Source organism: Pseudarthrobacter sulfonivorans (genome assembly GCF_014712225.1).
Lineage (GTDB): Bacteria > Actinomycetota > Actinomycetes > Actinomycetales > Micrococcaceae > Arthrobacter > Arthrobacter sulfonivorans.
Genome location: NZ_JACXBW010000017.1, coordinates 21,075 through 34,164, shown reverse-complemented (window position 1 = coordinate 34,164; position 13,090 = coordinate 21,075). Strand labels below are relative to the sequence as shown.

At 63.1% G+C, this 13,090-nt stretch carries 12 protein-coding genes; 7 read left to right on the top strand and 5 right to left on the bottom strand.

Annotation, left to right across the window (positions count from 1 at the left end):
* Positions 1–410: 410 nt before the first annotated feature.
* Together IAQ70_RS22885 and IAQ70_RS22880 are read left to right on the top strand one after the other, a co-directional pair.
* Positions 411–566 carry an NAD(P)-binding domain-containing protein gene (locus IAQ70_RS22885; RefSeq protein WP_223860337.1) on the top strand — a complete coding sequence of 52 codons (156 nt, stop codon included), beginning with the start codon at positions 411–413 and terminating at the stop codon, positions 564–566.
* On the top strand, positions 563–1,015 hold the full coding sequence (locus IAQ70_RS22880) for an NAD(P)-dependent oxidoreductase (protein WP_317983709.1): 453 nt from the start codon (positions 563–565) through the stop codon (positions 1,013–1,015). The genes IAQ70_RS22885 and IAQ70_RS22880 overlap by 4 nt, the downstream gene beginning before the upstream one ends.
* Before the next feature lie 295 nt (positions 1,016–1,310).
* Here the strand turns inward: IAQ70_RS22880 and IAQ70_RS18555 are convergent, their stop codons facing one another.
* Entirely contained in the window at positions 1,311–1,868 is a 558-nt protein-coding gene (locus IAQ70_RS18555; RefSeq protein WP_190990975.1) for a putative immunity protein, read from the bottom strand.
* Between the two features lie 158 nt (positions 1,869–2,026).
* Between IAQ70_RS18555 and IAQ70_RS18550 the strand changes: the two genes are divergently transcribed.
* On the top strand, positions 2,027–2,821 hold the full coding sequence (locus IAQ70_RS18550; RefSeq protein ID WP_223860336.1) for a hypothetical protein: 795 nt from the start codon (positions 2,027–2,029) through the stop codon (positions 2,819–2,821).
* A gap of 777 nt (positions 2,822–3,598) precedes the next feature.
* Here IAQ70_RS18550 and IAQ70_RS18545 read toward each other — a convergent pair.
* The 4 genes from IAQ70_RS18545 to IAQ70_RS18530 all read right to left on the bottom strand — a co-directional run bounded on the left by IAQ70_RS18545 (position 3,599) and on the right by IAQ70_RS18530 (position 8,820).
* Positions 3,599–4,396: an ABC transporter ATP-binding protein gene (locus IAQ70_RS18545; RefSeq protein WP_317983708.1), complete on the bottom strand. Its 798-nt coding sequence runs from the start codon at positions 4,394–4,396 to the stop codon at positions 3,599–3,601.
* A complete protein-coding gene (locus IAQ70_RS18540) occupies positions 4,393–6,018 on the bottom strand; it encodes a dipeptide/oligopeptide/nickel ABC transporter permease/ATP-binding protein (RefSeq protein WP_223860335.1) in 1,626 nt (541 codons plus the stop codon). Before IAQ70_RS18540 ends, IAQ70_RS18545 begins: the two co-directional genes overlap by 4 nt.
* Before the next feature lie 109 nt (positions 6,019–6,127).
* The gene (locus IAQ70_RS18535) at positions 6,128–7,156 is read right to left on the bottom strand and encodes an ABC transporter permease (protein WP_223860334.1); all 1,029 of its coding nucleotides are present in this window, start codon (positions 7,154–7,156) and stop codon (positions 6,128–6,130) included.
* 47 nt (positions 7,157–7,203) lie between these two features.
* On the bottom strand, positions 7,204–8,820 hold the full coding sequence (locus IAQ70_RS18530; protein ID WP_190990971.1) for an ABC transporter substrate-binding protein: 1,617 nt from the start codon (positions 8,818–8,820) through the stop codon (positions 7,204–7,206).
* Positions 8,821–8,944: 124 nt separating this feature from the next.
* Here IAQ70_RS18530 and IAQ70_RS18525 point away from each other — a divergent pair, with 124 nt between their 5' ends.
* From IAQ70_RS18525 to IAQ70_RS18510, 4 genes are all read left to right on the top strand, one after another.
* Positions 8,945–9,832 carry a LysR family transcriptional regulator gene (locus IAQ70_RS18525; RefSeq protein ID WP_190990969.1) on the top strand — a complete coding sequence of 296 codons (888 nt, stop codon included), beginning with the start codon at positions 8,945–8,947 and terminating at the stop codon, positions 9,830–9,832.
* 161 nt (positions 9,833–9,993) lie between these two features.
* Positions 9,994–11,256, top strand: a complete 1,263-nt coding sequence (locus IAQ70_RS18520) for an amidohydrolase (protein ID WP_190990967.1) — start codon at positions 9,994–9,996, stop codon at positions 11,254–11,256.
* Between the two features lie 196 nt (positions 11,257–11,452).
* The gene (locus tag IAQ70_RS18515; RefSeq protein WP_344000958.1) at positions 11,453–12,214 is read left to right on the top strand and encodes a polysaccharide deacetylase family protein; all 762 of its coding nucleotides are present in this window, start codon (positions 11,453–11,455) and stop codon (positions 12,212–12,214) included.
* A 2-nt stretch (positions 12,215–12,216) separates the two neighbouring features.
* Positions 12,217–13,011 (top strand): SDR family NAD(P)-dependent oxidoreductase, encoded by a 795-nt coding sequence (locus IAQ70_RS18510; RefSeq protein ID WP_190990963.1) that lies wholly within the window; start codon positions 12,217–12,219, stop codon positions 13,009–13,011.
* The last annotated feature ends 79 nt before the right edge of the window (positions 13,012–13,090 follow it).

The following is a 13,090-nucleotide window of genomic DNA, read 5'->3' as shown; positions in this document are numbered from 1 at the left end:
AAGAGGACAAGAGTGGAAGTGGCCGAATCGTGCACCTGAGTGCCCCACGTCGCCGCTTTTTGGCTAGTCATATGCTTGTTTGCCAACATCCTATCGCCGTCATGAAGTTCTGCCTTGCTGGATCGTGCGGTCCTTACATTGCAGGCACCGTTCGTCGCCAGCGGCGCCACCCACAACCGGGACAGGGCGAAACCCGTCCGTAGTCCGGAAGCAAACAAAAACCGCATTCCGTGAGGGGGACGCGGGTTTTGGGGAGAGCAGATGGGTGAATGTGGTGTGGACAATGTCCACACTTTGGGCGTCGGACTCGCCCGTACTGGGATTGGATCGGGCCGGATTCCGCATGTTTCCGTGGGAGCCTAGTGTTTGCAATGCCCGGAATGTAGTTCGAGTCCCACCTCGGGCACTTGTTGGCCCCTCGTCAGACGGGTTTTGCGTTTAATGCGGTGGCAGTCGCGGAGTTCGGTGATGACTGCCTCCGAAACTGGGGCCTGACCGTCGTGGACGCTCCGCTCAGCGGCGGCACAATCGGGGCCGAGGTGGGCCGGCTGAGCATCATGGTGTGAGGCCCCCACAGCGCAGTGGAACGTCTTGGACCGCTGTTCGCGCTGACGGCTCGACCATCGTGTGGTTCGGCGAGACGGTTGCGCAAAAGACCGTCAAGGCCTGCAACCAGATCGTCGTTGCCGCCACCGTCACGGCCCTGGCGGAGGCGATGGCCCTGGCAAGCTCTGCGGGGCTGGACCTTGAAAAAGTGCAATCCGTGCTCTCCGGCGGCCTCGCCAACTCGGAAGTGTTGACGCAAAAGGGACGTCGATGGATCGCCCAGGACTTCGACGGAGGCGGATCCGCCAAGAACCAGCGCAAAGACCTCAGGTTCATCACCGAGACTGCCGGGCGTAAAGGACTGAAACTTCCATTAGCCGCGTGCCTAAAGAGCGCGTTCGAGGACATGATCGCAGCCGGCGACGGAGACCTGGACCATACAGGGATCTACCGGACCATCCTCACTTAGTCTGCAGACGTGAGCCCAGCGGGTTCACATATCGTCTGCCCATTTTTGTGGTGACCGTAGCGGTCCGGCGGCTCCCTGTCTTGCACTGGACAGCGGTATTGCTGTTCGTTGGACCCCTGACGCAGCCAATGACCTGCGAGGGCGGGTGCGGCTGTCGCGATTGTCCAACCTGAGCGGGACAGTTTTGTGGGCCGGGTATGCGCTATTCCAGGAATCCAGTGTCTGTATCGGATTTTCTCGCGGCGCCAGTAGGGGGGAGGGTGTCGCGGTGGGGGAGCGGCTTGCAGTGGCAGTTTCAGCCGGGGGAGGCCGGCCGGGCGGGGCGGGCCACGTCGGCCTGGATTGCGCGGATGATCGAGGCGAGGATTCCGGACGCGAGCAGTCCTGGACCCAGCGGACCGGCGGAATTCTTTCCCAGAGGTGGCAGGCGCCGAAGCGCGGACCGGGCTTCGGCGCTCATGTGTTCGAGTTGCCAGTGGATCTCGTCGTCGACCGTCCGGGGCCGATCGGGCGCTGCCAGTCCGGCCGCTTTCGCGGCATACGCGGCCGCCCCCAAGGCGTGCGCGCCCATGTGGGCGACGGCCGCTGCTTGCGTGGCAGACCGGGCGGCAGCCACAGCAGCAGCACCACTTACCTCTCGTGCGGCACGGCCAGCAACAAACCGCCGGCGGATCTCTTCGGCGGCACCGAGCTCACCGCGAGCGAAGGCCCGGGCGCGGGCGATGGCGTCCCGGGGGCGAGCATCTGCCGGTGCCTCTGCCTCAAACAAGGCGACAACGCGCTCAGCACAGTCGGCGGCCCAGGTCGCGACGACGCGGCGCTCGGACTCGCTTAGCGTCTGCGGAGAAGCCATATCAGTACCCTACACACGGCTCGCACACCGATCCCGGAACGGGCACATGCTGGTGTTCCGTTCAGCGATACGCAGGGGCGCTCCGCTGCCCCTGCGCCGTGCCTAACCGCGCGGACGGATGACGACGGCCCCGCCTCCCGCATTGCTACCATGAGCCCATGAGCATGGCTAGTGGGGAACAAAACCCGCCGGACGCCAAAGCAGGGGCCCTGCCGGACGGCCCAGTCGTCCGCGGCCCGGCAGCCGTTGCGCCCGTAAATAAGAGGGTCCGGAATCCTGTTTCCCGGCCCTCTATCGCGCCGACTGTCCCGCTGCCTCAGCGGCTGCCCGCCTGGCTGGTCCGGAATCCGCTGTATGCAGGGTGGGCGTGGACGGGTTTCTGGGCGTTGCTGATCATTGTTGACGAGTTCGTGGACCTGGCCGGCTGGACCTGGTACGTGTTTGTGGGGATGGCTGCCCTGCCCACACTGGTCTGCACTGTGGCCGTGCTTCATGCGACCCCGCGCCGATACCTCAAACCCCAGAAAGAATCGGTGCTCGCGCACTTCTTCGTCCGGTTCCTCGCGCTGACGGCTGCATTTATGGTGTGGGGCCTCTCCGTGGTGGCCAGCGCCTCGATTTCCACAACGGTGCAGGCACTGGCCGGGGACTCGGAGCGTGCGGTGACGTCGTTGGGGTTCAACCTGCTCCTGGCGGCGGTCCCACTGGTTGTGTCGGTGTTGTGGATGGCGCTTATTGTGCGCTGTGCGTGGTTCCTGCGCCGTCTCCGCGGCTGGCGCCAGAATCCGCAGGATTCGCGGCTGCCCAAGAGATTCCTGCGGCATTCGCCCCAACTCCGGCGTGTTGTGGTGGGTATTGCCCACCCTGGCCTGCTTCTGGTGGCTGGGCTTGGCACGTCGGTTCTGGCACTCCTCCTCGGCGCCGTGGAACTCACGCTCAACGTGATTGCCTGAGGACCGGCAGCTTCCAGCAGGAAAGAAACCTCTACGCTGGGCGGGGGCTGCGCGGCCGCACGGATTTTGAACGAGCGTACCGGCCATCACCTGTGTGGTGGCCACGGAGGCATGGCTTAGGAGTTCTTGGACTCCCCGGACGTCGGCGTCGCTGGTTGCGGTGCTCGTGCTCGTGTACGTGCAGGCTCGGACATTCCTATTCGGACCATGTCATCCCCTGCAGGTGGAGGGGAGCCAAAAGGGAACGGGTAGCCCCCGCTTCTGCTGCCCACATACGGAGCCAATTCCCAGGGTTATCCAGCGCTACGGTTGCCAGGGAGCTGCCCGCATGGCTCCTATTCCGGCCGTGATAGCCCGAATTGACCCCAGCCGTGGACAGGTCCCAGTCATCGAACGCTGTCCTTGGCCCCTCGTGCCAGCCACTGTTTGCCTCATGCGTGGGTCGGCTGCAAGGCCACTCTTGGTGCTTCTTCAGTGTTTGGTAGGGTTGGGCCTCTCACATAGTGCGACGGTGAAGGCGGCGGGTCGGCCGAGGATCTGGCTTTGCCCAATCGGTGGATGGTCGCCGTAGGGGTTCAACTCTTTTCTGACGCCTGGGGAGTGGGAAGGTGGCCGTCGGCCGAAGGGAGGTGCACCTTGTTCACACTCTGAACATATGTGGTGACATGGGACTGTCCCTAGGCGGCCACGTCCGGAATGGTAGACGGAAGCAAAGCGACGGTTGCCGGTATGGTGGGGCCACCGTTTGCGAGATCGACTTGCGGCTTGCCGTCGCGGCTAGGCCTCGGACGCTAGATCCAGGCTGAAGCGGTCAGAACCAGGCACCGACGATAGAAGAAGTTTCGTGTAGTCGTTGACGGGGTTTGTAAATACGTCACCTGCTGTCCCTGACTCGATCACGTCGCCCCGGTAGAGCACCGCTACGTCATCACACACCTGCTTCACGACGGCGAGGTTGTGAGAGATGAAGAGCATCGTGATGCCTCTCTTGATGCGGAGCTGTTCGATCAGCTCGAGCACCTCCGCCTGAGCTGAAACGTCCAGGGCGGAGGTGATTTCATCAGCGATCACCACGTCTGGTTCCACGATCAGGGCGCGAGCGATGGCTACTCGCTGGCGCTGGCCACCTGAAAACTCGTGCGGGAAACGGTTGATGAGGTCCGGCGGCAAAGACACTTCTTCGAGAGCAGCAGTGATCCGGTCTTCGAAACGACGGACCACTGGTCTGAGCGGGTTTATCGCCTCGGCGAGGGTCTGGCCGACCGTTCGACGAGGGTTGAGCGATGAGTAGGGATCCTGGGGGATCAGCTGCACCCGTCGGCGAAACTCGCGCCGGCGTGACCGGTCGAGGTGCGCCAGGTTGGCTCCGTCGAACGATATCGCGCCCGCTGACACGGGAACGGTGCCGATGATCGCCTTCGCGAGCGTCGACTTACCCGAACCCGATTCACCGACGAGGCCGACCGTGCGCCCCCGCTCGATGCGCAGGTCGACCGTGTGGAGCACCTCGCGATGGCCGAATCGTACGCTGACGCCGGTGATATCCATTACTACCGCGGCTGGTTGAAGGTTCACGGCCGCTCCTTCCTGACGTCGTCGATCCTCGGCACCGCGTCGAGCAGGCGCCGGGTGTATGGGTGGGAGACTTCGCCGGTGCGGAGTTGCTCGGCTGTGAGCTCTTCAAGCAGTCGGCCGTCTTTCATGATGATCACTCGGTCGCAGAGAGCTTCCACCACGCCGATATCGTGCGAGATGAACAGCATAGACATCGACCGCTCCCGGTTTATTCTCTTGAACTCCCGGAGGATGTCAGCCTGGACCGTGACGTCCAGGGCCGTCGTCGGTTCATCCGCGATAATCAGGGCCGGATCCGTGACGAGTGCTGACGCGATCATGGCGCGCTGGCGCATTCCCCCTGAAAGCTCATGCGGGCGCGAATCAAGGAGTCGGTCCGGATCGTCAATTCGCATTTTTCTCAGTATCTCAACGATCACTTCCTTGGCCCGTCGAGCCGAGTACCCCCGGTGCACGCGAAGCACCTCAGTCAGTTGGGAACGCATCCGAAGCGACGGATTGAATGTAGTCCCTGGGTCCTGATACACCAGTGCGAGTGTGTTGGCGAGAGACTTACCGTTCGTCGATTGAAGCAGGTCCAGCTCTCCGACCTTCATCTGTGACGCGTGGGAACTGAGCCCGTCCGGAAGCAGTCTCGCCAGCGACATGGCGGTAAGTGATTTCCCGCTCCCGGACTCACCAACGAGACCGAGGATCTCGCCGTGTCCGATACGGAATGAGAGACCGTGTACGAGTGGGACGCCGTTGGACGTGTGAACGACCAGATCCTGCACAGAGACGAGTGAGTCCGGTGCTGGGACCGGGGTGTTGACCGCCGGGCGGTCCGTTTTGGCGCGAGCCGGGCGTTGCAGTGAGGCGCGCGGGTCGGCGGCGGCAGCGAGTCCATCGCCGATGAGCATCGCTGCAAGGGAGATCAAGACGATCATTACCGTAGGTCCAACGATATCCAGCGGCCGCGTGTAAATGGATGGCAATCCGTCCGCGAGGAGTCGCCCAAGGTCGTATTGCGGTGTCTGAACACCGAGGCCGACGAAGGAGAGGGCTGAGATCGCAATCAGGCCGAAGGAGAAGACGGAAGCAGTTTGAATGAGCAACGGCTCGGCCATGTTGGGCAGCAGGTGCCTGGTGATGATGAACCGGTTTGGCACGCCTACGAGCCGGGCCGTAGTCACGAAGTCTTTCTCGTAGACGGAAGCTGCCAGTGTGGACGAGAGCCGTGCCATTGACGGGATGCCGGAGAGCCCGATCGCCAGCACCAGCTGCCACGGGCCCGACCCCAGGATCGCCGCAATGACCACGGCAACCAGCAGGCTTGGGTACGACACCGCGATCTCCACGAGGCGTAGGCAGAAGCCGCGCACTCGGTCGGGAAGGAACCGGATGGAGGTACCTATTCCGATACCGAAGACCACCGAGAGTACGGTGGCCCCGAAGGTCATGAGGAGGCTGAGCCCGGTTGCGACCATCGCCCGCATAAACATGTCGCGACCGAACAGATCGGTGCCGAGCAGATGAGACGATGATGGCGGGAGTGCCGTGGCCTCCGTCAGCGCGTCGGCGGCCCCGCCGCCGATCCACGGGATGATGATTGCGCCGAGCACTATGAGGCCGATGAGAGTCAACCCAATTATGAGACTGGGTGTCCTGCGGAAGCGTCGAGGTGCAGGGCGGGATCCAGCCGGAGGAAGTGACGTCGGGGCGTCCAACTCGGGTGCATTTATGGTCATCTGTTCAGCCTCGGATTCTCGGGTCGACGATGGCGAGCACGATGTCGACGATGAGGGTCAGGATGGAGCCGAGCATCGCAAGGACGAGGACGATTCCCTGGATGAGTGGGTAGTCTTTGGTCTTGACCGCGTTCACAATCCCGAAACCGAGCCCGGGCCAGTTGAAGACGAGCTCCACCGAGATCGCTCCGCCGAGCATGCCGATCATGATGATTCCGCTGAGCGTCAGTGTGGTGGTCAGGAGATTCGGCAGCGCGTACTTGGCGTAGAGACGTCCCGTACCCACGCGCCACCCGCGCGCCGTGCGCATGTAGTCCTGCTCGAGCACGACGGCGGTCTCACGCCTGACGATGCGGGCGATCGAGCAGATTGAGGCGATGCTGAGGGCGGCGCAGGGGAGGATGATCGCGGCCGTGATGTTCCCGGCTGAGTAGGCTGGGGGAAGTGCTTTCAGCCAGATCGCAAAGATGAGGACTAGCGCCGTGGCCATCACATAGGCCGGGATAGCAGACAGGAAGGCCGTGCCGTAGCCGAATGCGCTGCCGAGCCATGTCCGCCGTCCGTTCCGGGTGAGGATGCCGACGGACATCCCCATGGGAACCGCGACGACCAGTACCACTAGTAGCGCGAGCACAGCAAGCCCGGCAGTGAACGGAAGCCGGCTGAAGACCCCGTCGGACACTGGTGAGTTCAGTGAGAAGGAGAAGCCGAGGTCGCCTCGAAGTACACCGGTGACATAGTTCATGAACTGCACCGGCATGGGCAGATCGAGGCCGAGTTCCTGTCTGACCTGTTCGATCCGGACGAGGTCTGCGTTCTGCCCAGCGGCGCTCACTGCCGGATCGCCAGGGATTAAGCGAACGATCAGAAACGTCATGATCACAGCCACGACGAAGGTTGCCAGTACCCCGCCGGCCCGATTCAAGACGAATCCGATCCACGAGGAGCCCGCCATTCGGCGGAGCAAGGTGGGGTTCGGCCGGGCGGGCAGTACGGCGTTGACCGTGCTGCGCTTCTGCTCCTGTGCTTCCATAGCGGGGTTCCTCACTCTGGACGATGACGTTTTCTCGCGCACTGCGACTAGCCCATGAGGCGGAGGGTAGCAGGATCGACGTTTTCACCGATCTTGCGGGCGCTTACGTTTGCCCTCGTGATGGTCACGGTCGATCCTCCGACGAGTGGAACGACGTCGTATCGATCAAACAGCGTCTTCTGGGCAGCTTCGAAGTGGTCGCAGCGCTCCTTAGGATCAGTGGTGGCTAGCCCGGCCTTCATCGCCTCGACCCCGGCAGGGTTGTCTGATGCGCTGAAGTTGCGTCCGTTGTCCTCGACGGCTGGGCCCATCGTCCTGCTGAGCGACGCGCTGATGGTTTGACCGGCATTCTGGTCGCCTATGAACACCAGATCCCAGTCCGAGTCGCCCTTTGCGATCGTGCTCCAGAAGGTCGCGTTGTCGACCTTCTGGAGATCGACGCCGGCACCGGCAGTGGTGAGGGCCGAGTAGATGTAGTCGGCACCGTTGCTGAAGCTCACGTTTGCCGTGTTTCCCAGCATCTTGATTCCATCTACAGACGACAGAGCGTTTTTCGCAGCAGCGGCATCGGGGGCGATCAGGAGGGACTGGTCCTTATTAACGCATTCATAGGAAGCGGGGACGATCGAGGTCAGCACTTCGGCGTTCCCGTTCGAAAAGACGGCGTTGAAGCCCTTTTGGCTAACGGCCTGAGCAACAGCCTTTCGAAGCTCCGGTTTGTCAGCGAAAGCATGCCCTGGTCGCTCATTGAAGACGACGTATGTGGTGTAGGCCGTGATCCGGTTCTGGTGGATGGTGTCGTTCCCCGTGAAGCGGGCGATCGTGTTCCAGTCAGCGAAGTCTGCGAAGTCTACCTGGCCGGCGAGCACCTGGTTGGCTGTAGTCGATTCGTCGTTGCTGATTGTGTACGCGATTGTTTCAGCCGGGCGCCCGTCCAGCGGGCTGGAGAAATCCGGCCAGGCCTTGTACTGGGCGTTGAACTTAAGTGAGTAGGACAACCCTGGCTTGCTCTCGGCCAGCGAATACGGGCCAGAGTAGGCCCCGGCCACCGAACCGGCTTTGAGTCCGGCCAGATCTGCGAGCCCTGCCGGGCAGATGATGCCCGTCTGCGCGACGGTGAGGCCCGCTTCGAGGTCTGCGAACGGTGCCGACAGCCCGACGTGCACGGTGGAGTCCGCATCGTTGGCGGTGATGGTCGGCGTGCCGTCCCCAAATGCCAGCGCCTTCCAGGTGGAACCCGTGTTTGGGTCCGCCAGGTACTTCAGGGAGTTGGCGACGACCGTGGCTGTGATTGGTGTTCCGTCTGAACACGTCGATCCATCGCGGATGGTGAACGTGTAGTCGGAGGCACTGGATGCTGTCCAGCTCTTGGCAAGGCCACCGACGATACCGTCGGTGTCCCTGCGCAGCACCGTGTCATAGAGCAGCCGGTCGAGCTGGAAAGTCTGCACCCCCGCCGCAAGCGCCGGGTTGAACGTGGAAGGATCGCTGTAGATGCGCGCGTTGATCGTGCCGGACGGCTTGCCATCCGAGGCCCCGCCTGGGGCAGTGGGTGCCGCGCCGCCACCCGTGCAGGCGGAGAGCGCAACTGTTGTGAGGGCGGTCGCGGCTGCGACCGAAACTGCGCGGAGCGCGTTACGCCTTTTCTCCAACTTATTCGACATGGTGTTCCTTGCTCGTGGTGGGTGGCAGATCCCGCGTCATTGGGTTAATGGGCTTATCCTAGGTCGGCTCCTTCGATGCAGGGAAATGCTTATCATGGAGCATATTCATACCTTGGAGGCATACGTGGACTTACGTCTCATCCGTTACTTCCTGGCGATCGTTGATGCCGGCTCGGTGTCCGGCGCGTCCCAGGCATTGTTCGTGACCCAGCCGTCGCTGTCGCGTCAACTGCAGCGCCTCGAGGGGGACCTCGGCCAGCCGTTGTTCGACCGAGGCCGGAAACGGCTCGTGCTGAGCGCTTTCGGTCAGGCGTTTCTGCCGATCGCGAGAGACCTCCTTCAGCATGCGGAACTCGCCGCGGCGTCGGCTCGCGCTCTGGCCTCGGGCCAGGCGCCGAAGCTCACCATCGCCGCTCCTCCTGCGACCATCATCGATATCGTTGCTCCGTTCATCGCCAGAAGCGGTCCGTCGGGTGCGGTCGTCGATGCCATTCAGCTGGTCCCGGAGCATGTTTACACGGCCCTCCATGACGGCTCCGCGGACCTGGCGCTCAGCACCAGGGTTCCGCCGGCTGACCTTGAGTGGCGGGTCGTCGGGTACACGCATCCGTGGGCGCAGTGCACGCCGACGTATGCGCAACTCACCTCCTTCGACAGGATCTCGGTCGTCGAGTTGGTCTCCTGGCCACTCATCGTGATGACGAAGGGTCACGCGATCCGCGGTCTGTTCGACGATGCCGTCGCCCGCGCCGGCCTCACCTACGAGCCGGCATATGAGACCGCTTCGAACTCAGTCGCGCAAGCACTCGCCGCCGCCGGGCGCGGGGTTTGCATCCTGTCCGACCACTCGCGGTTCGGGCTCCATGCCATCCCGGTAACCTCGGAGACCGGTGAACTTCACATCCCGCTCTACGCCGCGTGGGTTCCCCGCCATTTCGCAGCGGACGCTATCGAGGGCTCGCTCGACGCCCTCGGAGGATTCATCGAGCAGTTGTACTCCCTCGACCCATAGCGGCGACAGAGGAATTGGAGGGGGCCCGGTTGGCAAATCCGAAGTTGTGAGTATTCTTGCCACACCACGACGCTTCCGTCGGACTCGCTGGAAAACGGTCGATCGACCGCCACCATTCGGCACGCCTGGAAACGTCGGCGACGATCAATGAGGGGATCCTGATGGCACTGCGCCTTGACATTGAACCGGAGCGACTGTGTCGCTTCGTCGAGCTTTACACGGAATTTCACCGACATCCGGAGCTCTCGATGGAGGAGCATCGCACAGCGGCGCTGATCGAGTCGGAGCTTCGCGCCTCCGGGCTGGAGACGTTCCGTTGCGGAGGTACAGGCGTAGTCGGAATTTTGCGGAATGGTGAAGGCCCGGTGGTCGCGTTTCGAGCCGACATCGACGGGCTCCCCATCCTCGAACGGACAGGCTTGGCTCACGCCAGCGTCGACACTGCCACGCTGGCAGACGGCACCGTCGTGCCGACGATGCACGGATGCGGACACGACGCGCACATCGCCTCCGCATTGGCGGCAGCAGACCTACTCGCGACCGATCTCACCGCTTGGACCGGAACTGTCGTCTTCGTTTTCCAACCCGGCGAGGAAAACGCCGCCGGATCCGCGGCGATGATCGATGACGGTCTCTGGCGTCGCGCGCCCCGCCCGGACGTTGTCCTCGGACAGCACCTGGGGGCGTATCCGGCCGGCACCGTGCAGACCAGACCCGGCCACGTGATGTCGCTCGCAGATTCCTGGAAGGTCCTTGTCCACGGACGAGGAGCCCATGGCTCGCAGCCCGAGAACGCCATCGATCCGATTGTCACCGCCGCCTACATGATCACCCGGTTGCAGGCGGTCGTCTCACGGCACTCGAGTCCGCTCGACCCGACAGTCGTTACCGTCGGGACGTTCCACGCTGGGCTCAAAGAAAACATCATTCCTGATGAAGCCGAATTCACCCTCAACGTCCGGACACCGAATGACAAAGTTCGCGAACGGGTTCTCGGGGACCTGCGGCGAATACTCGCCGCCGAAGCCACGGCCGCTGGCGCCAAGGCTCCCACAATAACCGAGATCTCGCGGTTTCCCCGGTGCTTCAACGACCCGGCCACTACCGCATTGGTTGGAACTGCGCTTCGGTCTTCACTCGGTGCTGACGCCGTGCGTGTCGATCGACCGTTGTCGATGGGGAGCGAGGACTTCGGACGCCTGGGAGACAGCATCGGTGTGCCATCGGTTTTTTGGTGGTTTGGCGGCATCGAGGCGTCGCGGTTCGAAATGATGGCGCAACCGGTGCCGGCCAACCATTCGCCGCTGTTCGCACCGGACCCGGTTCCCGCCATCACCACCGGCGTTCAGGCGGCAGTGGCCGGTATCCTCGCCTTCCTTGGACCGGCCACTGTCGCAGGTCAGGACGACACCGATGAACGCTGAGCCCCAGAGTCCCGCATGGAGGTGGAGCGAAGAACGAATCCGGTCTACTGTGGGGAGGGTTCGTGCCGGGCGCCCGCTTCTTTCCGATCAAGCCGACTCGCGGTGGCCCAACGGTGCACGCACAGCGGTCGCACTGTCGTTCGACGCCGATCACGAGACGCCAGCACTTCGGGACGGACTTACCTCCCCCGGCAAAATGGCCCAAGGGGAGTACGGCGCACGCGTCGGCGTCCCCCGAATCCTTGCACTCCTGGATGAGCACCGGATTCCCGCCACTTTCTTCGTCCCCGCGATCTGCGCCGTGCTTCGACCCGACGAGGCTCCCGGCTATATCGCTCGAGGGCACGAGGTCGGTGTGCACGGGTGGATCCACGAACGGAACTCACTCCTTGGCGCCGACGAAGAGTTCGATCTGACCAGTCGCTCCGTGGATATCCTCGAAGCGCAGACGGGGATCCGGCCGTGCGGAATCAGGACGCCCTCTTGGGATTTTTCGTCATCGACGCTCGAGATCATCCGCGACCTGGGATTCCGTTACGACTCATCGCTCATGGCGGACGACGACCCGTACGAACTCCTGCAGGACGGGGTCGGGACGGGAGTCGTCGAAATCCCGGTCGAGTGGCTTCGCGACGACGTTCCCTACCTTTCGACCGACATGGCGGCGGCCTCCCGGCCGAACGTAACGCCGATGAGCCTCGCGTCCATCTGGCAGGCCGAGTTCGACGGCGCCTACGCCGAGGGTGGGGTGTTCCAGCTGACGATGCACCCGCACATCATCGGACACCGATCGCGCATGGTCGCTTTGAAAGCGCTGATCGAGCACATCAGGGCACACGAGGACGTGTGGTTCGCTACCCACGCTGAACTTGCTGCACACGTCGGCTCGGGCCTGATGCGCCCGCCCACCCAGAAGCCGAGTCAAGAAACCTCTTTTCGATCCGAACAGGAGTACTGAACATGGAACACATCGTCATCACAGGGGCAGCAAATGGACTCGGGTTGCAGGCTGCGATCCGATTCGCCGAAAAGGGGTCCGCGATCACCATGGTCGACTTCAACGGTGATCGACTGGCGGAGGGGGCCGAACAGGTCCGCCGCGCGGGCGCAGCGAAGGTCAACACCATCATTGCAGACCTCCGAAACGCAGACGCGCCGGGTGAGGTGATAGCTGAAGCTTGGGCGTTCGCTCCGATCGACGTTCTGGTCAACAGCGCCGGAATCTACCCGTCGGCACCGATGCTCGAACTGACAGCGGCTAGGTGGGACGACGTTCAAAACATCAACGTCCGTGCCCCCATGCTCGCCTCGGTCGCTTTGGCCCACCGAACGATCGCCGAGGGGCGCCCGGCGGCGATCGTGAACATATCCTCCACCGTCATCCTCCGAACACGCCCGGGGGCAGCAGCGTACAGCGCATCCAAGAGCGCGGTCGAGATGCTTACGCGCTCTGCAGCCCTGGAGCTCGGCGAATACGGGATACGGGTTAATGCCGTCGCTCCGGGCTTCGTTGCAGTCGACAGCCCGATCAACCCGGTAACGGATGAGTACTCGGCGGCAGTGTCGATGAACCCGTTAGGTCACCCGGGCACCCCGGACGACATCGCGGCTGCCATCGTCTGGCTTGCAGGTCCGGAAGCCAGTTGGGTAACCGGCAGCGTCCTGCGCGTCGACGGCGGCTCGTCGACAGGATCGCGGGCGACGCCCCTGAGCTGGGGGACGACTTCCCTCCCCGATGATGCGCCGGTGGGCTGAGCTGACCTATGTCTCTGGGACATACATGTAGTCCAAACTGAGCATTTCCCAGCATGGGAACGGGCGACCTATGCTGGCC

Bases quoted from the DNA above. Each gene is read 5' to 3' on its own strand.
- IAQ70_RS18555 (WP_190990975.1), bottom strand. From the start codon at position 1,868: ATGGCTTCTCCGCAGACGCTAAGCGAGTCCGAGCGCCGCGTCGTCGCG.
- IAQ70_RS18510 (WP_190990963.1), top strand. From the start codon at position 12,217: ATGGAACACATCGTCATCACAGGGGCAGCAAATGGACTCGGGTTGCAG.
- IAQ70_RS18515 (WP_344000958.1), top strand. From the start codon at position 11,453: ATGGCCCAAGGGGAGTACGGCGCACGCGTCGGCGTCCCCCGAATCCTT.
- IAQ70_RS18550 (WP_223860336.1), top strand. From the start codon at position 2,027: ATGAGCATGGCTAGTGGGGAACAAAACCCGCCGGACGCCAAAGCAGGG.
- IAQ70_RS18530 (WP_190990971.1), bottom strand. From the start codon at position 8,820: ATGTCGAATAAGTTGGAGAAAAGGCGTAACGCGCTCCGCGCAGTTTCG.
- IAQ70_RS18535 (WP_223860334.1), bottom strand. From the start codon at position 7,156: ATGGAAGCACAGGAGCAGAAGCGCAGCACGGTCAACGCCGTACTGCCC.
- IAQ70_RS18520 (WP_190990967.1), top strand. From the start codon at position 9,994: ATGGCACTGCGCCTTGACATTGAACCGGAGCGACTGTGTCGCTTCGTC.